Source organism: Streptomyces sp. NPDC001156, assembly GCF_053598275.1.
Genome location: NZ_JBSFJX010000020.1, coordinates 79102 through 98281, shown reverse-complemented (window position 1 = coordinate 98281; position 19180 = coordinate 79102). Strand labels below are relative to the sequence as shown.

General features: G+C 70.5%; 16 protein-coding genes and 1 rRNA gene. 9 read left to right on the top strand and 8 right to left on the bottom strand.

Annotated features, from left to right (window positions below):
- The first annotated feature begins 151 nt into the window (after positions 1-151).
- A 5S ribosomal RNA gene (rrf, locus tag ACWDA7_RS13640) occupies positions 152-268 on the top strand.
- 91 nt (positions 269-359) lie between these two features.
- On the opposite strand, the gene ACWDA7_RS13635 is transcribed toward rrf, so the two are convergent.
- Genes ACWDA7_RS13635 through ACWDA7_RS13615 form a run of 5 tightly spaced genes read right to left on the bottom strand, consistent with a single transcriptional unit; the run spans position 360 to position 5910 of the window.
- Positions 360-1670 (bottom strand): DUF58 domain-containing protein, encoded by a 1311-nt coding sequence (locus tag ACWDA7_RS13635; RefSeq protein WP_450604287.1) that lies wholly within the window; start codon positions 1668-1670, stop codon positions 360-362.
- Positions 1670-2659 carry an AAA family ATPase gene (locus tag ACWDA7_RS13630; protein WP_450604294.1) on the bottom strand — a complete coding sequence of 330 codons (990 nt, stop codon included), beginning with the start codon at positions 2657-2659 and terminating at the stop codon, positions 1670-1672. Before ACWDA7_RS13630 ends, ACWDA7_RS13635 begins: the two co-directional genes overlap by 1 nt.
- On the bottom strand, positions 2659-3849 hold the full coding sequence (locus tag ACWDA7_RS13625) for a DUF4350 domain-containing protein (RefSeq protein ID WP_450604285.1): 1191 nt from the start codon (positions 3847-3849) through the stop codon (positions 2659-2661). The genes ACWDA7_RS13630 and ACWDA7_RS13625 overlap by 1 nt, the downstream gene beginning before the upstream one ends.
- Complete coding sequence (locus tag ACWDA7_RS13620; RefSeq protein WP_450604293.1) at positions 3846-4556, bottom strand: DUF4129 domain-containing protein; 711 nt, start codon at positions 4554-4556, stop codon at positions 3846-3848. Before ACWDA7_RS13620 ends, ACWDA7_RS13625 begins: the two co-directional genes overlap by 4 nt.
- 10 nt (positions 4557-4566) lie before the next feature.
- Positions 4567-5910, bottom strand: a complete 1344-nt coding sequence (locus tag ACWDA7_RS13615; protein ID WP_450604284.1) for a hypothetical protein — start codon at positions 5908-5910, stop codon at positions 4567-4569.
- Positions 5911-6050: 140 nt separating this feature from the next.
- On the opposite strand from ACWDA7_RS13615, the gene mtnA reads away from it, so the two are divergent.
- Together mtnA and ACWDA7_RS13605 are read left to right on the top strand one after the other, a co-directional pair.
- Positions 6051-7196: an S-methyl-5-thioribose-1-phosphate isomerase gene (mtnA, locus tag ACWDA7_RS13610; RefSeq protein ID WP_450604283.1), complete on the top strand. Its 1146-nt coding sequence runs from the start codon at positions 6051-6053 to the stop codon at positions 7194-7196.
- A 404-nt stretch (positions 7197-7600) separates the two neighbouring features.
- Positions 7601-8827: a SpoIIE family protein phosphatase gene (locus tag ACWDA7_RS13605; protein ID WP_450604281.1), complete on the top strand. Its 1227-nt coding sequence runs from the start codon at positions 7601-7603 to the stop codon at positions 8825-8827.
- On the opposite strand, the gene ACWDA7_RS13600 is transcribed toward ACWDA7_RS13605, so the two are convergent.
- Positions 8719-9075 carry a PAS domain-containing protein gene (locus ACWDA7_RS13600; RefSeq protein ID WP_450604292.1) on the bottom strand — a complete coding sequence of 119 codons (357 nt, stop codon included), beginning with the start codon at positions 9073-9075 and terminating at the stop codon, positions 8719-8721. The genes ACWDA7_RS13605 and ACWDA7_RS13600 overlap by 109 nt on opposite strands.
- Before the next feature lie 229 nt (positions 9076-9304).
- Here ACWDA7_RS13600 and mtrA point away from each other — a divergent pair, with 229 nt between their 5' ends.
- The 6 genes from mtrA (at position 9305) to ACWDA7_RS13570 (ending at position 16962) form a co-directional block, all read left to right on the top strand.
- Positions 9305-9994 carry a two-component system response regulator MtrA gene (gene mtrA / locus ACWDA7_RS13595; protein WP_359397045.1) on the top strand — a complete coding sequence of 230 codons (690 nt, stop codon included), beginning with the start codon at positions 9305-9307 and terminating at the stop codon, positions 9992-9994.
- A 1-nt stretch (position 9995) separates the two neighbouring features.
- On the top strand, positions 9996-12050 hold the full coding sequence (mtrB, locus tag ACWDA7_RS13590) for an MtrAB system histidine kinase MtrB (RefSeq protein WP_450604280.1): 2055 nt from the start codon (positions 9996-9998) through the stop codon (positions 12048-12050).
- Positions 12040-13872 carry an LpqB family beta-propeller domain-containing protein gene (locus ACWDA7_RS13585; protein WP_450604278.1) on the top strand — a complete coding sequence of 611 codons (1833 nt, stop codon included), beginning with the start codon at positions 12040-12042 and terminating at the stop codon, positions 13870-13872. Before mtrB ends, ACWDA7_RS13585 begins: the two co-directional genes overlap by 11 nt.
- 183 nt (positions 13873-14055) lie before the next feature.
- Positions 14056-15003, top strand: a complete 948-nt coding sequence (locus ACWDA7_RS13580) for a ComF family protein (RefSeq protein WP_450604277.1) — start codon at positions 14056-14058, stop codon at positions 15001-15003.
- Between the two features lie 316 nt (positions 15004-15319).
- Positions 15320-15976 carry a ribosome hibernation-promoting factor, HPF/YfiA family gene (hpf, locus tag ACWDA7_RS13575; protein WP_450604276.1) on the top strand — a complete coding sequence of 219 codons (657 nt, stop codon included), beginning with the start codon at positions 15320-15322 and terminating at the stop codon, positions 15974-15976.
- Between the two features lie 239 nt (positions 15977-16215).
- Positions 16216-16962, top strand: a complete 747-nt coding sequence (locus tag ACWDA7_RS13570; RefSeq protein WP_359397032.1) for a response regulator transcription factor — start codon at positions 16216-16218, stop codon at positions 16960-16962.
- A gap of 36 nt (positions 16963-16998) precedes the next feature.
- On the opposite strand, the gene ACWDA7_RS13565 is transcribed toward ACWDA7_RS13570, so the two are convergent.
- Together ACWDA7_RS13565 and ACWDA7_RS13560 are read right to left on the bottom strand one after the other, a co-directional pair.
- The gene (locus tag ACWDA7_RS13565) at positions 16999-18201 is read right to left on the bottom strand and encodes a winged helix-turn-helix domain-containing protein (RefSeq protein ID WP_450604275.1); all 1203 of its coding nucleotides are present in this window, start codon (positions 18199-18201) and stop codon (positions 16999-17001) included.
- Between the two features lie 179 nt (positions 18202-18380).
- Positions 18381-18962, bottom strand: a complete 582-nt coding sequence (locus ACWDA7_RS13560) for a GNAT family N-acetyltransferase (RefSeq protein ID WP_450604273.1) — start codon at positions 18960-18962, stop codon at positions 18381-18383.
- Between the last annotated feature and the right edge of the window lie 218 nt (positions 18963-19180).

Here is a 19180-nt window from a genome sequence, read left to right as displayed (position 1 = left end):
GCCGGATCTGGAAGCACGGTAACGTGTGGAGGTGACCGGTACTAATAGGCCGAGGGCTTGTCCTCAGTTGCTCGCGTCCACTGTGTTGGTTCTGAAACCACGAACAATCCCCGCACCCTGGGTGCCGGGCGGGTTGTCTGTTTCATAGTGTTTCGGTGGCCATAGCGTGAGGGAAACGCCCGGTTACATTCCGAACCCGGAAGCTAAGCCTTACAGCGCCGATGGTACTGCAGGGGGGACCCTGTGGGAGAGTAGGACGCCGCCGAACAAATCTTGGGAAAACCCCGCACCGCAGGTGCGGGGTTTTCTGCATTTCAGGGGCAGTTCCCACCCCTGAGAGCGGAAATGGATTGTCGACCTCAGAGCCGGCCTGCCGCCTTCAGCGCCAGATATGCGTCCGCCAGCGTCGGCGCCAAGTCCTCCGGCGTCGCGTCCACGACGGTGACCCCCTGGCGTCGCAATTGTTCGGCCGTGCGGGTGCGTTCCGCCTGGGCCTGGGCCGCGGCCGCCGCCTCGTACACCGCATCCGCACTTCCCCTGGCCGTCGCCATGGCTGCCACATGCGGATCGGCGACCGATGCGAGCAGCACCGTGTGCCGCTGGGTGAGGCGGGACAGTACCGGCAGAAGGCCCTCCTCGACGGGGGCCGCGTCAAGAGAGGTCAGCAGGACGAGCAAGGAACGGCGTGGCGCAGTGCGGAGCGCGGTGGCCGCCAGCCCGCGGCTGTCCGTTTCCACCAGCTCCGGCTCCAGTGTCGCCATGGCATCGACCAGTGAGGGGAGCAGGTCACGGGCGGCTCGGCCCTGCACCAAGGCGCGAACGCGGCGGTCGTAGGCGAGCATGTCGACGCGGTCGCCGGCCCGGGAGGCCAGGGCGGCCAGCAGGAGCGCCGCGTCCATGCAGGCGTCCAGACGAGGTGCGTCCCCGACTCGTCCGGCCGATGTGCGGCCGGTGTCCAGGACCAGCAGGATGTGCCGGTCTCGTTCAGGGCGCCAGGTGCGCACCGCGACGGTCGACTGGCGCGCCGTAGCACGCCAGTCGATGGAACGGGTGTCGTCCCCAGGGACGTACTCGCGCAGGCTGTCGAACTCGGTTCCTTCGCCGCGGATCAGCACGCTGGTGCGGCCGTCCAGTTCACGGAGGCGGGCCAGTTTGGACGGGAGGTGCTTGCGGCTGGCGAAGGGCGGCAGGACCCGTACCGTCCAGGGGACCGTGTGCGCGGCCTGGCGGGCGAAGAGGCCGAGGGGGCCGTAGGAGCGGATCGTGACGCGGTCCGCGTGCCGGTCACCGCGGCGGGTGGGGCGCAGACGGGTCGTCACACGGCGGCGCTCACCCGGAGGGACCGTCAGATGGTGGCGGGAGGCGGGCGTTTCGGTCCCCGGTTGCCAACTGCTGGGCGGCCAGGCGTCGCGCAGCCGGGCCCGCAGGGGGCGGCCCGAGGGGTTGGTGATGGTGAGTGTCACGTCGGCCGCTTCGCCGAGTCGTACCGATGTGTCGCCGGAACGGCTTAGACCCAGTCGCCGAACGGGGGCCGCCAGCGCGAAGTCGCAGGCGCACGCCAGGGCGAGCGATCCGTTGACGGCGAGGATGCCCGTCCAGCTGGGTTCCCAGATGCCGACCGGGAGGGTGCCGAGTGCCGCGAGCAGGGCGGCGCGTCCGGTGAGTGCCATTACCGGGGGACGGGGACGTGGGTGAGGATCGCGTTGATGACGGAGTCCGCCGTCACGCCCTCCATCTCGGCCTCCGGGCGGAGTTGGATGCGGTGACGCAGCGTCGGTAGAGCCAGCGCCTTCACGTCGTCGGGGATGACGTAGTCACGACCCGTCAACCAGGCCCAGGCCCGGGACGTGGCGAGGAGGGCCGTCGCGCCGCGAGGCGACACGCCGAGGGAGAGGGACGGCGATTCGCGGGTGGCGCGGCAGATGTCCACGACGTACGCGGTGATCTCCGGGGAGACCGCCGTCTTGGCGACGGCGGCGCGTGCGGCCTCGAGGTCGGCAGCGCTTGCCACCGGGCGTACGCCGGCGGCGCGCAGGTCGCGGGGGTTGAAGCCGGTGGCATGACGGGTGAGGACGTCGATCTCGTCCTGGCGGGACGGTAGAGGGATCGTCAGTTTGACCAGGAACCGGTCAAGTTGGGCTTCCGGGAGTGGATACGTGCCCTCGTACTCGACTGGGTTCTGCGTCGCGGCGACCAGGAACGGCTCCGGGAGCGGGCGCGGGGTGCCGTCGACCGTGACCTGACGCTCCTCCATGGCTTCGAGGAGCGAGGACTGGGTCTTGGGCGGGGTGCGGTTGATCTCGTCGGCGAGCAGCAGGTTGGTGAAGACCGGGCCGGCCTGGAAGGAGAACTCGGCTGTGCGGGCGTCGTAGACGAGGGACCCGGTGATGTCGCTGGGCATCAGGTCCGGTGTGAACTGGACGCGCTTCGTGTCGAGTTCGAGTGCGGAGGCCAGTGCGCGCACCAGCAGTGTCTTGGCGACCCCGGGGACCCCTTCCAGCAGCACGTGTCCGCGGCAGAGGAGGGCGACGACGAGGCCGGTCACCGCGGGATCCTGGCCGACCACGGCCTTGGCGATCTCGGCGCGCAAGGCTTCCAGAGAGGCGCGGGCGGTGCCCGCGTCCTCGGTGTACCCGGCGTTGTCAGTGGTCGGGTCCATCATGGACGGCGTACCTCTCTTTCGAGGGCGTCGAGTTGGTCGGCGAGGGCAGTGAGGGCCGCGTCGTCGCCGGGCGGCGGGCCGAAGAGGAGAGCGTGCAGGGACTGTGCCTCGCCGTGCATCTGTGCGGACAGTGCGGGGAGTAGGGCCTCGGGCGCGTGCGCCTGGGCGAGGGGAATGCCTACGAGGGGGGCGAGGCGGGTGCGGGTGGAGGAGCGCAGAGCGATGGCGGCGCGGTCCCTGGCGTCCGCCTTGCGGTAGAGGCGGGCGCGGCCTTCGACGGTTTCGGAGGCGCGGATCGCGACGGGGAGTTTTTCGGCGACGAGCGGGCCGAGTCGGCGTGCCCGCCAGAGCGCGGCCAGACCTGCGGCGATGAAGAGTTGCAGGGTGCCCCAGAGCCAGCCCGAGGGGAGCAGGTCGAGGAAGGTCTTGCGGCCAGCGTCGGTGGCCGAGGCGTCGGAGAGCGAGGGGAGGTACCAGACCAAGTGGGAACGGGAACCCAGAAGTTGCAGGGCGAGCGAGGCGTTGCCCTGCTCGGCCAGGCGGTTGTTGTAGAGGATGTCGGGCGCGCCCAGGACGACGGTGTCGCCGCCTCCGGAGACAGCCGGGACACGCACCAGAGTGGGCAGTCCGTCGCTGGGGTAGCAGGTGTCGGCCTGGTCGATGCTCGTGTCGTAGCGGAGGCCGCCCGTGGTGGCGGCTCCGGCTCTGCGGGCGACGGGCAGCGTGCAGTCCGGGTCGAGTGCCGACTCGAAGCTGGGCGCGGGGTCGGCCGAGACCCCGGGTGCCAGGGTCGCGACCGAAGTGTCGGGAGCGATCAGGATCGTCCTGCCGCCGGAGTCCTTCACCGCCTGGTACGCCACCTGCTGTTGACGGTGCGTCAGCTGTTCGGGTACGGCGATCAGCAGCGTCGTGTCGGGACCGACGGCGGAGCGGGCCTCGTCCAGGGTGGTGACGACGCGCGTGGAGACTCCCCGCTCGGCGAGGAGAGCGGCTACGGCATGGCTGCCGTAGGGGTCGGCGGAGCGCGGGTCCAGGCGGCCGTGATGGGTGTCCGAGCGGATGACCGCGAGCGCGAGGGCCCCGATCAGGAGGAGGACGACGGCGAGCAGGACACCGCGTGCCCGGGTCCAGACCTGGCGCACGGGGGGCGAGACCGAGGTGGACGGGAGCAGGGTCTCGGTGGTCATCCGGCGGCTCCCTGGCGGCCGTTGTGGGCCGTGGCGAGGGTGCTGGCGGTGAGCTGTGGCTTGGCGCGCTCCAAGTCGTCGTCCAGGGCGGCCAGGCGGCGGTACGTTCCTTCGCCGGCGGCCCGGCCACCGTAGGTGACGTCGTCGAAGTCGCGGGCCGCCGTGCGCAGCGGGTCGGCGTGGTCGGGCAGGGTCCGGCCGGCCTCGGAGGCTGCTTCGTCGGCGGTCCGGCCGGGGCGTACGTCGAGCAGGGCCCGTTCCTCCAGGGAGCGGACGATCGCGCGCATGCGTTCCTGGACGGCCTGGTTCCAGTGGCCCTGGGCGGCGTGCGCCTCGGCGGCCGCACGGTGTTCGGCTGCGCTTCGGGGGCGGTCCTCGAAGAGCGCGGCGGACGCCGCGGAGGCGCGCCGCGGGGTGCCGAGGCGCCACCACAGGGCCCCGACGACCGCCAGCACCGCCAGGACGATGACCAGGAGGCCCACCGAGCCGCCCGGTGTCGCCGTCGAGGCGGCTCCGAACAGCCGGTCGACCCAGTCCCAGAAGGCGTTCAAAGTGCGCTGCAGCAGCCCTGGGTCGTTCTCGTGGTACATCCGCTTGGACAGCTCGCGCCGGGCCGCCTCCCGCGCGGGGTCGCGCGGGATCGTCACCGGTGGTCCGTCGCCCGAGCGCCACAGCACCGGTACGACTTTCAGTATCCCCCCCGTCATGCTCACCGCATCAGCTCCCCGGAGTGGTGCCGGGGGTGTCGGAGCCGTGGACCTGGAGACCGGCGGCGCGGGCCAGATCGAGGTCGAGGGCCTCGCGGCGGATGCGCTGGTCGATGTAGAGGAGCACGGTCACGCCGGCGGTGATCGGGAAGGTGACCATGCGTCCGATCACCGAGCCGATGCCGCTGACGATGAGGAACGTCCAGCCGACGCTGCCCGGCGTGTTGACGAGGCTGCTGATGCCGTCACCGCTCACCGCCCCGGCCACGATGACGAACGGGATCACGACGAGCGACGCGACGATGGCCGCGATGACCTGGGCGAGCAGCTGGATGCCGAAGATCCGCCACCACGAACCGCGCACCAGCTTCGCGGAGCGGCTCATCGATTTGCGGATGCTCTGCCTCTCCAGCATCAGTGCGGACGGGGCGAGCGAGTAGCGGGTCATGATCCACAGGGCCGCCACGCCCCCGACCAGGCCGCCGAGGACGGCCAGCGCGGTGCCTCCGGCGGTGGAGGCGGTCACGGCGACGAGGATGCCGGGCAGCGTGCCCACGGCGATGGCCGCGAGCGCTATGAGCGGCAGCAGCACCGTCAGGCCGATCAGCCTCGCCAGCTGGGAGCGGGAGGGACGCGATGGCTCAGCGGTCACCGATTTGCCGAGCACGGCGCGGCTGGTGACGGGTGCGAGCAGGCCTGTGGCGACGATCGTGGCGAGCAGGACGACGAGCAGGACGACACAGGAGCTCACCATCGTGTCGGCCATCGCGCGGCTCAGCTCGTGCACGGAGGCGTTCGGGTCGTTGAGGGTGTCCGTGGTGGTGCTGTCGGCCAGGACGAATTTCTGGAGCAGAAGGACGGCCGTCTGCATGACGACGGAGACGGCCAGCGCGATGCCGAGGACCGTGCGCCAGTAGGTGCGCATGGTGGAGACCGCGCCGTCGAGGATCTCGCCGACGCCGAGCGGGCGCAGCGGGATCACGCCGGGCTTGGCGGCGGGGGGCGGGCCCCAGGCGCCGCCCCATGCTCCGTTGCCGCCGTATCCGCGGTCGGGTCCTCCCCAGCCGCCGTATCCGGCGCCCGCGCCGGGGTAGCCGCCGGGAGCGGTGGGAGGGTGGGAGGCCCAGCTCCGGCCGGGCTGCGGCGGTGGCGGGTTCTGGCCGGGCCCGTGAGGCTGGGGAGCGGCCCACTGCCCCGGCGGCGGCTGCTCCTTGGACCACTTGGTCGGCGGCTGCGGCTGATCGGCGCCGCCCTGACCCGTGGGCTGCTCCGGCGACCGCGCGCCGGATGCGTCCGGCTGCCGCCCGTCGGCCGGGGCAGATCCGGGCGAGGCCCAGCCCGGAGTGTCTTCCATCGTCGCTCCTTCACGGTGCCCGTCCGCGGTCGCGGCGGCGAGTTGGCTGCCATCGTGCCACGCTGCGTTCGCCAAGGGACCGGGGGGAGAGCCTGCTGTGCACCTTCAATTGTCGGCCGGATACGGGGCAGACTGACGGCATGGCTGATCAGTACGCGCAATCCGGCGAGGACATGCAGTCCATGGGGATATCCGTGATCCGCTGGGACGAGCCGCCCGAGGGGCCCGTGCTGGTGCTTCTCGACCAGAGAAGGCTCCCCGCGGAAGAGGTCGAGCTCGTGTGCACGGACGCGCCCGCGCTGGTGGACGCGATCCGCACCCTCGCCGTGCGCGGGGCACCGCTGCTCGGGATCGCCGGCGCGTATGGTGTGGCGCTCGCCGCCGCACGCGGCTTCGACGTGGACGAGGCCGCCGCGGCGCTCGCGGGCGCCCGGCCCACCGCGGTGAACCTGGCTGTCGGCGTGGGCAGGGCCCGGGCCGCGTACCGGACCGCACTCACCGACGGCCAAGGCCAGGAGCAGGCTGCCGCGGCGGCGCTCGCCGCGGCGCGGGCACTGCACCAGGAGGACGCCGCGGCCAGCGGACGCATGGCGCGGCACGGGCTGGCCCTGCTGGACGAGCTGCTGCCGGGCGGCGGGCACCGGGTGCTCACGCACTGCAACAGCGGGGCGCTGGTGTCCGGAGGGGAGGGCACGGCGTTCGCGGTGGCGCTGGCGGCGCACCGGGTGGGACGCCTGCGTCGGCTGTGGGTGGACGAGACGCGGCCGTTGCTGCAAGGTGCCCGCTTGACGGCGTACGAGGCGGCCCGCCACGGGATGGCGTACACCTTGCTCACGGACAACGCGGCGGGCTCGCTCTTCGCGGCCGGAGAGGTGGACGCCGTACTGATCGGGGCGGACCGGATCGCGGCCGACGGTTCCGTGGCGAACAAGGTGGGGAGCTATCCGCTCGCTGTGCTCGCCAGGTACCACCACGTGCCGTTCATCGTGGTGGCACCGGTGACGACGGTGGATCCGGACACGCCGGACGGAGCGTCCATCGAGGTCGAGCAGCGGCCCGGACATGAGGTGACGGAGTTCACCGCACCTCGGGTGCCGGTGACGGGAGTGGAAGCGGGCGGCGGGATCGCGGTGGCGCCCCTCGGGACCCAGGCCTACAACCCTGCGTTCGACGTGACGCCGCCCGCACTGGTGACGGCGATCGTCACCGACGAGGGTGTCGTGTCGCCTGTGACCGCCGACGCACTCGCCGCGCTGTGCGACAGGTCACGCCAGGTAACGATTTAGGCAATGGGTTGATGTCACACTGATCGACGAAAACGGCCCCTCCACCTGCGGTGATTCGCAGGCGAAGGGGCCGTGATATCTGCGGCTGACAACAGGGCGGTGCCATATCGGGTGGCGTGGAGAGGGCACCGGTCGTCGGCCGCCGGGTGGGCGTCTCCCTCACAGACGTAGAAGCCGCCGTCCAGCCATCCTGTGCCGCCGCGGGCGCATGCGGCGGCCTCAAGGAGAGTCGCAGGCTCACGGTGCAGCGAGCTCCCTCGGACGCCTCGCTGGGATGGCGGGAGCCGAAGGAGCAGGTGCAGACGTGCAGCTCAGGCCCCGGTCGAGGCCGCCGAGCCCCGACGCTGGATCGCCCATAGAATGACATTTGAGGTGGTCGCGCTCACGGACCCTGGAGAGCGCGCATGTCACTGGACTTCTTCGATTTCACAGCCTTCTGTGATGCGGTGCCGAGCCCCTATCTGATGCTGGACAAGGACCTGGTGATCCGCTACGTCAACCCGGCATGTCTGCAGATCACCGGGCGAACCAGGGAAGAGCTCATCGAGAAGTACTTCTTCGACGCCCTACCAGGAAATCCCGGCGCCCCCGGGGACGACGAAGAATACGTAAAGGCATCGTTGCTGAAGGTCCTGGACACCGGGAAGCCGGACACCCTGACGCTGCAGCGGTACGACGTACCCGCCCCCGACCAGCCGCGCCAGTTCGAGGAGCGGTGGTGGTCCGTGGTCCACACCCCGATTCCGGGGCCGGACGGCAGCGTGAAGTGGGTCGTCCAACGGGCCGACGACGTCACCGACTTCGTCCACTCACCCAGGGCACGTCAGTTCACCGAGCACAACAAAGGCATAGCCGCCGAGCTCTACGTGAGGGCGCGCGAGCTACAGCGGCTGAATCAGGAGTTGCGCCAAGCCCACGCCCGCGAGCGCCAGGTCGCCGTCACGTTGCAGGAAGCCATGCTCGACGACCCTGATCTGCTCCGCTACGAGAACGTCGCCGTACGGTATCTGCCTGCGACCACATCACTCAACGTGTGCGGCGACTGGTACGACATCGTCGACCTGCCACCCGACCTCTACTCGGTGGCGGTCGGAGACGTCGTCGGCCATGGCCTGCACGCCGCGGCCGTCATGGGCATGCTGCGCAGCGCCCTGAGTGCAGCCATCCGGGCCCTGCCCAGCCCCGCCCAGGCCCTGGAAATCCTCGGTCTGTACGCCCGCTCCATTGAGGGCGCGACGGCCGCAACCGCAGTCAAGGTACTCATCGACCCCCGCACCAGACTGATCATCTACAGCAACGCCGGGCACCCACCGCCCGTCCTGCTCCACCGCGACGGGACCTGTGAACTGCTGGACCAGGCCACCGATCCGCCCCTCGGCGCCCGCCCGCATCATGTCCCCCGCCCCCAGGCCAGCATGACCTACACCCGGGGTGACACGCTCGTGCTCTACACCGACGGGCTCATCGAGCGCCGCGACGAGGACATCTACACCGGCCTGGCCCACCTGACCAACGCCCTGGCTCAGGACTCCACCCTTGCCCCTGACCAGCTGGCCGACACGCTGCTGGCCCGCCTCGGCGTCGCGAACGGCGCCAGCGACGACATAGCCCTGGTCGTCATCCGCCTATGACTTCGAGCGACGCGGCTCACTTGCCGCGCCTCGATCAAGCAGGCAACGGGTGCTCCGCCCCGTCCGGGGGACTCCAGCACCCCCATCGCGACCGTCTTCGTCCCGGCGGCGGCCACCACGAGACTCTCCGCCGAGATCCGGTGGTTTGCGGGCCACAGATCACCGAAGCCACGTCCCAGGCACTGCTCCGCCGGCCTGCCCAGCGCCGTGGCCATCGCCGCGTTGAGACCGCTGATGACACCGTCCAGAGTCGAGAGAGCCGCCGGGCAGTCCCTTCGAAGGAGTCTCGGTAAAGGATGTGTCTGACTGGCTGCGTTGAGTGACGATGGCGGGGACGAGGCTGCCCGCCTCGGAGCCGGTATCCGTTCCCGACATCAAGGTCCGCGGACGAGGGCAGACAGTGACGGTCACATACGACTATCGTCACAGGCCAGTGACCTTGTTCACCAGCGCCATGGTCACCGTTACGAGAATGGGATGATGTCGTTTATGAAGGGACGAGTCCTTGTCGTCGACGACGACACCGCACTGGCCGAGATGCTCGGCATCGTGCTGCGTGGCGAAGGTTTTGAGCCGTCTTTCGTAGCCGACGGAGACAAGGCGCTGGCCGCCTTCCGTGACACCAAGCCCGACCTGGTGCTCCTCGACCTGATGCTGCCCGGGCGGGACGGCATCGAGGTGTGCCGTCTGATCAGGGCCGAGTCCGGTGTGCCGATCGTGATGCTCACCGCCAAGAGCGACACCGTGGACGTGGTGGTCGGTCTGGAGTCGGGCGCGGACGACTACATCGTGAAGCCGTTCAAGCCGAAGGAGCTGGTGGCCCGCATCCGGGCGCGGCTGCGGAGGTCGGAGGAGCCGGCGCCCGAGCAGCTCGCCATCGGCGACCTCGTCATCGACGTGGCAGGTCACTCGGTGAAGCGGGACGGGCAGTCGATCGCGCTCACGCCGCTGGAGTTCGACCTGCTGGTGGCACTGGCGCGCAAGCCGTGGCAGGTGTTCACCCGCGAGGTCCTGCTCGAGCAGGTGTGGGGCTACCGCCACGCGGCGGACACCCGACTCGTCAATGTTCACGTCCAGAGGCTGCGTTCCAAGGTCGAGAAGGACCCGGAGCGGCCGGAGATCGTGGTGACCGTACGTGGTGTCGGTTACAAGGCCGGACCCAGCTGACATGTCGCGGGACAGTGCCGCTTCGGCGCCCGGTCGGCCGGGCGCCCGTACGGGGCGGCCTGTCGGTCGGCAGGGCTCCGGATGGGAAAGTTTCTTCGAGGGCGGGCTGCTCCAGGGCGGAGTCCAGGGCAGCCCGGTCCTTCGGCTCGTCATGCGCTGGGTGCGCCGTCCACTGCTGCCCGTGATGCGGCTGTGGCGACGCAACATCCAGCTGAAGATCGTCGTCACGACGCTGCTGATGTCGCTCGGCGTGGTGCTGCTGCTCGGCTTCGTCGTCATCGGTCAGGTGCGCAACGGCCTGCTGGACGCCAAGGTGAAGGCGTCGCAGAGCCAGGCCGTGGGCGGTTTCACGGTCGCCGGGCAGAAGGCGGACAGCGCGGCCAGCGCGAGCGGCGGTGACGACAACCCGGGCGCCGACGGCAACGACCCCGTGCAGAACGTCAGCGGGTGGATGGGCGACCTCGTGGAGTCGCTCTCCAGCGGCGGTCAGGGCGCGTTCGACGTGGTCACGCTCAGTACGGCCGTCGCTGACAACGACAACCGCGGACTCGGACCGCGCGCTTCGGGCGGGGTGGACCCGAGCCAGAGCGTCCCGGAGGACCTGCGCACGCGCGTCGGCGCGGGTATGGGTGTGGCCCAGAGCTATACCCGGATCACCTACACCGACAGCGGACGCGACACGCAGCCGGCGCTCATCATCGGCAAGCAGATCAACGACCCGAACGGACACCCGTACCAGCTGTACTACCTCTTCCCGCTCACACAGGAGGAGAAGTCGCTCAGCCTGGTCAAGGGGACGCTCGCGACCGCCGGGCTCTTCGTGGTGGTCCTCCTCGGGGCGATCGCCTGGCTCGTGGTGCGTCAGGTCGTCACACCCGTACGGATGGCCGCGGGCATCGCCGAACGGCTGTCCGCCGGGCGTCTGCAGGAACGTATGAAGGTGACCGGCGAGGACGACATCGCGCGGCTCGGCGAGGCCTTCAACAAGATGGCCCAGAACCTCCAGATGAAGATCCAGCAACTGGAGGACCTCTCGCGGATGCAGCGGCGGTTCGTGTCCGACGTGTCGCACGAGCTGCGTACGCCGCTGACGACCGTGCGGATGGCGGCCGACGTCATCCACGAGGCGCGTGTCGACTTCGATCCGGTGACCGCCCGGTCCGCCGAGCTGCTCGCCGACCAGCTGGACCGGTTCGAGTCGCTGCTCGCGGACCTGCTGGAGATCAGCCGCTTCGACGCCGGCGCGGCCGCGCTGGAGGCCGAGCCGATCGATCTCCGCGAGGTCGTGCGACGGGTGGTGAGCGGCGCCGCGCCGCTCGCGGAGCGCAAGGGCACCCAGATCCGTGTCGTGGGCGACCAGCAGCCCGTCGTGGCCGAGGCGGATGCCCGGCGCGTCGAGCGTGTGCTGCGCAACCTCGTGGTCAACGCGGTCGAGCACGGCGAGGGCAAGGACGTCACCGTCAAGCTCGCCGCGGCCGGCGGCGCGGTGGCGATCGCGGTGCGTGACTACGGTGTGGGTCTCAAGCCGGGGGAGGCCACCCGTGTGTTCAGCCGCTTCTGGCGGGCGGACCCGGCACGCGCGCGTACGACCGGCGGTACGGGCCTCGGGCTCTCGATCGCCCTGGAGGACGCACGGCTGCACGGCGGCTGGCTGCAGGCATGGGGTGAGCCGGGCGGGGGTTCGCAGTTCCGGCTGACGCTGCCGCGGACCGCGGACGAACCGCTGAGGGGTTCCCCGATACCGCTGGAGCCCATGGACTCCCGGCGCAATCGCGGGCTCAGCGACGCCGGTCTGCCCCAGGGCGGGTCCAGCAGGCTGGCCACGGTGCCCCGGCAGGCCACGGAGGAGAGGGCGTCCTCCCGCGACCCGATAGCGGCGCGGATGGCCACGGTGGCACCTGCCGCTGACCCGACGGCGCTGCCCGGCAGCGGCGCGCGTGTGGTGCCGCGGTCCACCGGGACCCTGAGGCGCCAGGACGAGAGCACACAGGAACCGGCGCACGGCGTCGGCAGGCCCGACGAGCGTGAGCAAGGGGAGGCATCGGGTGGGCGCTGAGGGGGGCGGCCGACGGCGTGCGCTGCACCTGGGGGTGTATGTCGGCTGTGGGGCCGTACTGCTGAGCGGGTGCGCCTCCATGCCGGACAGCGGAGGTCTCAGTGGGGTCGAGTCGACGCCCCGGCAGGACACCCAGGTCCGGGTCTTCGCGGTGCCGCCGCGCGAGGACGCGGGGCCCGACGAGATCGTGCGGGGCTTCCTGGAGGCGCTGACCAGCGACGACCCGCGGTACGAGACGGCGCGGAAGTACCTGACGGACAGCGCGCGGCGCCACTGGGACCCGGATGACTCCACCACGGTGCTGTCCGACGGGCCGAATGCCGAGGCCGACCAGGCCAGGAGCCGGGAGGCGGGCGACGACTACGCGTACACGCTGACCGGCAGCCGGCTCGCCGTGGTGGACTCGGAGCACGCGTATGCGCCGGACTCGGGCTCGTACAGCAGGACGGTGCACCTGACGCAGGAGAAGAAGACCAATCAGTGGCGCATCGACTCGTTGCCGCAGGGCGTCGTGATGGGCAAGTCCGACTTCCAGCGCAATTACGTGTCGGTCAACAAGTACTACTACGCCTCGAACGCGCCCGCCTCCCCGAGCGGCCAGCTGAGCACGGTCGCGGACCCGGTGTACGTACGCAGCAAGGTGGACCCCGTGACCTCGACGGTCCGCTCTCTGCTGAAGGGCCCTACACGCTGGCTCGACCCCGTCGCGGCGTCGAGTTTCCCGTCGGGTACGGCGCTCAGGAGGGGGGTCACCTCCCTGTCGCCCGACGACCAGAACAAGCTGACGGTGCCGCTCAACGACAAGGCGGACCGGGTCGGGCAGACGCAGTGCACCAGGATGGCGGCGCAGATGCTGTTCACGCTTCAGGATCTGACGCCCACGGGTGTGGACCAGGTCGAGCTCGAGCGCTCGAACGGCAGGCGGTTGTGCGAGCTGGACGAGAACCACGCCGAGATCATCGCCTCGCACGGCACGGCCAAGCGGTCCGAGTACGACTACTTCATCGACAGCAAGGAGCGGCTCGTCCGCCTGCGCAGCGAAAGCACCTCCAAGGAGCCCGAACCGGTTCCGGGTGCGCTGGGCCAGGGAGACAAGAAGTTCCGTTCGGCCGCCGTCTCACGGGACGAGGACACCGCCGCCGGCGTCTCCGCAGACGGGCGGTATCTGTATGTGGGCTCGCTGGTGTCGGGCGCCTCACTCGGCGACCCCGTGCTGTCCAGTGAGGGCGCGTCGCCGGGCGACCGGCTGACGACGCCGAGCTGGGACGGCGCGGGCGACCTGTGGGTGGCCGACCGCAACCCGAAGAACGCCCGGCTGGTGCTGCTGGAGAAGGGCGCGGGCCGGCCGGTCGAGGTGAGCGTGCCGGATCTGGACGGGCGCATCGACGCGGTGCGTGTGGCCTCCGACGGTGCGCGGATCGCTCTGATCGTGGAGAAGGACGGTAAGACGTCCCTGCAGATCGGACGAGTGGAGCGGGACACGGGGTCCGGCGGGCGGCTCAGCGTGTCGGCTCTCGAACTGCACTCCGTGACTCCGCAACTAGAAGAGGTCACGGCCATGTCGTGGGCCGGTGACAGCAAGCTCGTGGTGGTCGGTCGCGAGTCCGGCGGGGTGCAGCAGCTGCGCTATGTGCAGGTGGACGGCTCCACGCCCACGGGCACTCCGCCGCCCTCGCTCACGGGCGTCACGCAGATCGCGGCGTCCGAGGACGAGCATCTGCCGCTGGTGGCGTACTCGGTGGACGGGATCGTGCGCCTGTCGGCCGGGGAGCAGTGGCAGAAGGTGGTCAAGGAAGGGACGGCACCCGTCTATCCCGGGTGAGCCGTGCATGCCGGGTGAGCCGTGCGCGTGAGCTCAGCCGTGCGTCCGGGCTCGGCCGTATCCGCGCCCGTGCCATCCGTCCGTTCGGCGGTTATCCACGGCCATCGGACGGTTATCCACAGAGAAAGCCGGGAGTTATCCACAGGCCTGGCAGGTCCTCGTGGGCGTTGGCACAGTGGGGTCATGCGGAGGAGGTGGCAGGACCTCACCGACCTGGTGCTGCCGGCCGAGTGCGGCGGCTGTGGCAGGCTGCGCACGGTGCTCTGTCCCGAGTGCCGCGCGGCTCTCCACGGCGGCGCACCGCGCCGGGTGCGACCGGCGCCGGAACCGGTGGGGCTGCCCGTGGTGCACGCGACGGCCGCGTATGAGGGCGCCGTGCGCGCCGCGCTCCTGGCGCACAAGGAGCGGGGGGTCCTCACGCTCGCGGGACCGCTCGGGACGGCGCTGGCCGGGGCCGTCCGGGCGGGTCTCGTCGCGATCGGCCCCGAGGCCGGGCGGGCAGCGGTCGATGCGGGCGCCGTGCCGGGCGGCGCGGGTCGCGGGGCAGGGCGGGCCGACGGCAGATCGGGGGCTTCAGGCAACAGTGGCGGTCGGGGACCCGTGCTGCTCGTGCCCGTGCCTTCGTCGCGGCGGGCGGTGCGGGCGAGGGGGCACGACCCCACGCGGCGGATCGCGCTCGCTGCGGCGGGCGAGCTGCGCCGGTGCGGGACGGCGGCGCGGGTGGCGGCCGTGCTGCGGCAGCGACGGGCCGTGGCCGACCAGTCGGAGCTCAATTCCCGGCAGCGGCTTGCCAATCTCGCGGGCGCGCTGGAGGTGGCCGGCGGAGGCGGGAGGCTGTTGGCAGACGCGCCTGTCGTGCTCGTCGACGATCTGATGACCACGGGCGCGTCGCTGGCGGAGGCGGCGCGCGCGGTCCGGGATGCGCTCGCCGTTGCACGGACGGCGGACACGGATGTGTATGTCCGTGGGACAGGGGAAGCAACGGGGGAACAGAGAGCAGAACAGAGGACGGCAACGACGTACTGGATGCGAGCACCACGGGAAATGACCGCTGGGAACGGCCTCGGAGACCGGATCCGAGCGGCGGTGGTCGCTGCGTCGCCGGAAGCTTTCGAAACAAACCGGAACTGACTCAGAACTTGCGTCGTTGCAGGTAATGGGGAGGTCAATTCACCTGAACGGAGGTACGCCGTAGTAGAGGGTGACGACATCCGTCCGGGCGAGATATGTTCGGTTGTGGAGGGAAAGGCGCAGGCCATCCCTCGCTTATCCGAATGCCGATCTGCGGGTTTTCTGAATCACCCGTAGTGGTCGGGGTGGGGATCTCGCCCCCGGGGGAGGAGGAGGTGGAAGTCACCGAGTCCGTGGCTCCGGTGGTCACCGGGGCCTGGTGCACAAGGGAGATGCTCCGCCAGCGATGCGGAGCGATCCGGGAACGGAGTTCTGCGTGGACATCGTCGTCAAAGGCCGCAAGACCGAGGTGCCCGAGCGGTTCCGGAAGCACGTGGCCGACAAGCTGAAGCTGGACAAGATCCAGAAGCTGGATGCCAAGGTGATCAGCCTCGATGTCGAGGTGTCCAAGGAGCCCAACCCCCGACAGGCCGACCGCAGCGACCGAGTGGAGATCACGCTTTACTCCCGCGGTCCGGTGATCCGGGCGGAGGCAGCGGCCAGCGATCCGTATGCGGCGCTCGACCTGGCGGCGGAGAAGCTCGAGGCTCGGCTGCGCAAGCAGCACGACAAGCGACACACACGTCGCGGGGTGGCCCGGCTGACGGCAGCCGAGGTGCCCGACCACGTCCCGGGTGCCGCGACACTCAACGGCAACGGCGTCGTACCGCAGGATGAGGCAGGCGGCGTAGCGGCCAAGAAGGTGGGATCACTCGAGGTGCAGGGCGAAGGCCCCCTCGTAGTACGCGAGAAGACCCACGTCGCGTCCCCGATGTCGCTCGACCAGGCGCTCTACGAAATGGAGTTGGTCGGGCATGACTTCTACCTGTTCGTCGACTCCGAAACCAAGCAACCGAGCGTTGTCTACCGACGGCACGCGTACGACTACGGCGTCATCCACCTCAGTACGGACCAGATGGTGGCTCAGGCGTAGACGGTCGACGCGGCAGGAGCGCTCGGCGGCTGATCCCGCTGGATGAGTGCTGTGACCCGGTGCCCCTGGTGAGCTCGTGCGTCCCCAGGGGCACCGGTGTGCGACCTCTTCACGCCGCGCTCTGTCGCCTGACCGCCACCCGGGCATGGAATCATGGCCGCAACGGCTCAACCGATGGGCCGTTACCTTGGGTTGGCGATGGCACACGACCCCAGCCGCAGCCTTCAGGGGGAGGAACGATGGCGGACAGCTTCGGACCGATGCGTGACGAGGACGCCGACGACGGCGCCACCGTCATGGGCCCGGACGTGGGCTCGCCACGCAAGGAGCCGATCCGAGTCCTCGTCGTGGACGACCACGCCCTCTTCCGTCGTGGTCTGGAGATCGTGCTTGCGGCCGAGGAGGACATCCAGGTCGTCGGCGAGGCGGGGGACGGCGCGGAGGCGGTCGACAAGGCGGCCGATCTGCTGCCCGACATCGTGTTGATGGACGTACGGATGCCCAAGCGCGGCGGGATCGAGGCGTGCACCTCCATCAAGGAGGTGGCACCCAGCGCGAAGATCATCATGCTGACCATCAGCGATGAAGAGGCCGATCTCTACGACGCGATCAAGGCCGGTGCGACCGGTTATCTCCTCAAGGAGATTTCCACGGACGAGGTGGCCACGGCCATTCGCGCGGTCGCCGACGGGCAGTCGCAGATCAGCCCCTCCATGGCGTCGAAACTCCTCACCGAGTTCAAGTCGATGATCCAGCGCACCGACGAGCGGCGGCTGGTTCCGGCGCCCCGGCTCACCGACCGGGAGCTCGAGGTCCTCAAACTCGTCGCCACCGGAATGAACAACCGGGACATCGCCAAGGAGCTGTTCATCTCCGAGAACACCGTGAAGAACCACGTGCGCAACATCCTGGAGAAGCTGCAGCTGCACTCCAGGATGGAGGCCGTGGTCTACGCGATGCGGGAGAAGATCCTGGAGATCCGTTAGCGGGACCGGGGCTCAGCCCCGCCGCGGTGGCAGGGATCAGTCCAGGGCCCGGGCCAGTTCCCGCATGAGGGGCTCGCGCAGCGCCGGGTCGTCCACCCGTTCCACGCGGACGTTTGTGCAGTCCACCCATGTCGCCGCCTCCAGCAGGGCTTGGGCCACCGCCGGGACCGCCTTGGCGCCGTCCAGGGCCACCTGCCTGGCGACCAGCGTGCGTCCCTCGCGGGCGGGGTCCACTCGGCCGACCAGCCGGCCACCGGCGAGCACCGGCATCGCGAAGTAGCCGTACACCCGCTTCGGCTTCGGGACGTAGGCCTCCAGGCGGTGTGTGAAGCCGAAGATGCGCTCCGTGCGTGCCCGCTCCCAGATCAGGGAGTCGAACGGCGACAGAAGCGTCGTACGGTGCCGGCCTTTCGGCGGGGTCTGCAGGGCCTCCGGGTCCGCCCAGGCGGCCTTGCCCCACCCCTCGACCGTCACCGGAACCAGGCCCGAGTCCGCGATCACCGCGTCGACCTGTTCGCCCTTGAGACGGTGGTAGTCCGCGATGTCCGCGCGCGTGCCGACTCCGAGCGACTGGCCTGCCAGGCGCACCAGACGGCGCAGGCACTCGGCGTCGTCCAGGTCGTCGTGAAGGAGTGCCTCGGGGACCGCGCGCTCGGCGAGGTCGTAGACCCGCTTCCAGCCCCGGCGCTCGACGCACACCACCTCCCCGTACATCAGCGCGCGCTCCACGGCGACCTTCGTGCCTGACCAGTCCCACCACTCGCTGGTCTTCTTCGCGCCGCCCAGGTCCGTGGCCGTGAGCGGGCCTTCGGTGCGCAGCTGCTTGACGACCTGGTCGTAGACCCCGTCCGGGAGCGCGTGGTTCCAGTGCGGGCGGGCGCGGTAGGCGCGGCGCCGGAAGGCGAAGTGGGGCCACTCCTCGATGGGCAGGATGCAGGCGGCGTGGGACCAGTACTCGAACGCATGGGGCCCGGCCGCGGGCGTGCCGTCGGGCGACGGCGTCCAGTAGGCCGAGTCGACCGTCTTGCGCCCTATGGCGCCCAGGCGCGCGTACGGGATGAGCTCATGGGAGCGGGCGAGCACCGAGATGGTGTCGAGCTGGACCGCGCCCAGGTGGCGCAGCACGCCGCGGACCCCGGACCTGCGGTCGGGCGCGCCGAGGAAACCCTGGGCCCGCAGGGCGATGCGGCGGGCTTCGTCGGCGGTCAGTTCGGTGGCGGGGCGCGGAAGACTCGGCATGGTGACACGGTAGGACGTGGCACTGACATCGATGGCGGTACGCGGGTTCCGGTGGTCTCGGCCGGGGTGCGGACCCCTTGCGACGTGCGACGACGGCGGCCCGGCACCCAGGGATGGCCACCCGGCGACGGAGGACACCCCGCACACGGAGACCGGCCCCGGTGCGCCACGCCCCCGGCCTACGCGGGCCGCGCAGGTGCGGGCAGATACGGCGCCGTGGACGGCAGCTCCAGGTCCGACGGCAGCAGTGAGCCCACCCAGCAGTCCCGGCGCACTCCCTTGTTGTTGATCGCGCAGCGCAGGACGCCCTCAATGGTGAAGCCCGCGCGCTCGGCGACCGCACGGGACCCCGCGTTGCCCACCTCGGCGCGCCACTCCACGCGGTCGACCGACAACTGTGTGAAGGCCCAGCGCGACGCGCCGAGCGTCGCCTCCGTGATGTAGCCGTTGCCGCGGTGTTCCTTCGCCGCCCAGAAACCGATCTCGGCGACGCCCAACGAGCGCATCGTCAGGCCGAGCATGCCCACCAGCTCGTCGGAGGGCAGCAGGAAGACACCGAAGGTGAACATCGAGGCGTCCGCCCACCCGTCCGGCACCACCTGCCCGGCGAACGCCTCCGCGTGCTCGCGCAGATACGGCGACGGGATCGTCGTCCAGCGCTGGATGTCGGGGTCCTGGGCGGCTTCGTACACCGCGTCCGTGTCCTTCGGGCCCACGGTGCGCAGTACCAGGCGCGCGGTGGTCAGGGTGACGGGGTCCATCGCCCGATTCTGCTCGGGCTCCCGCCCCGGCGCCATGATTTTTCGCCCCGGGCCGCGTCGCTTTCGCCGTGAGGGGGCCGACTGTGTCGGGCCGGGCCGTCGCCTTCGAACGCGCCGCGACCGTTCTCCGCCGGGCGGGTTGGCCGGTGCCGCCGCCGTTCCTGGCCGGGCCGACCGGCCCTTCCGGGCCCGCCACGCCGTCGTGCTCAGGCGCTCGT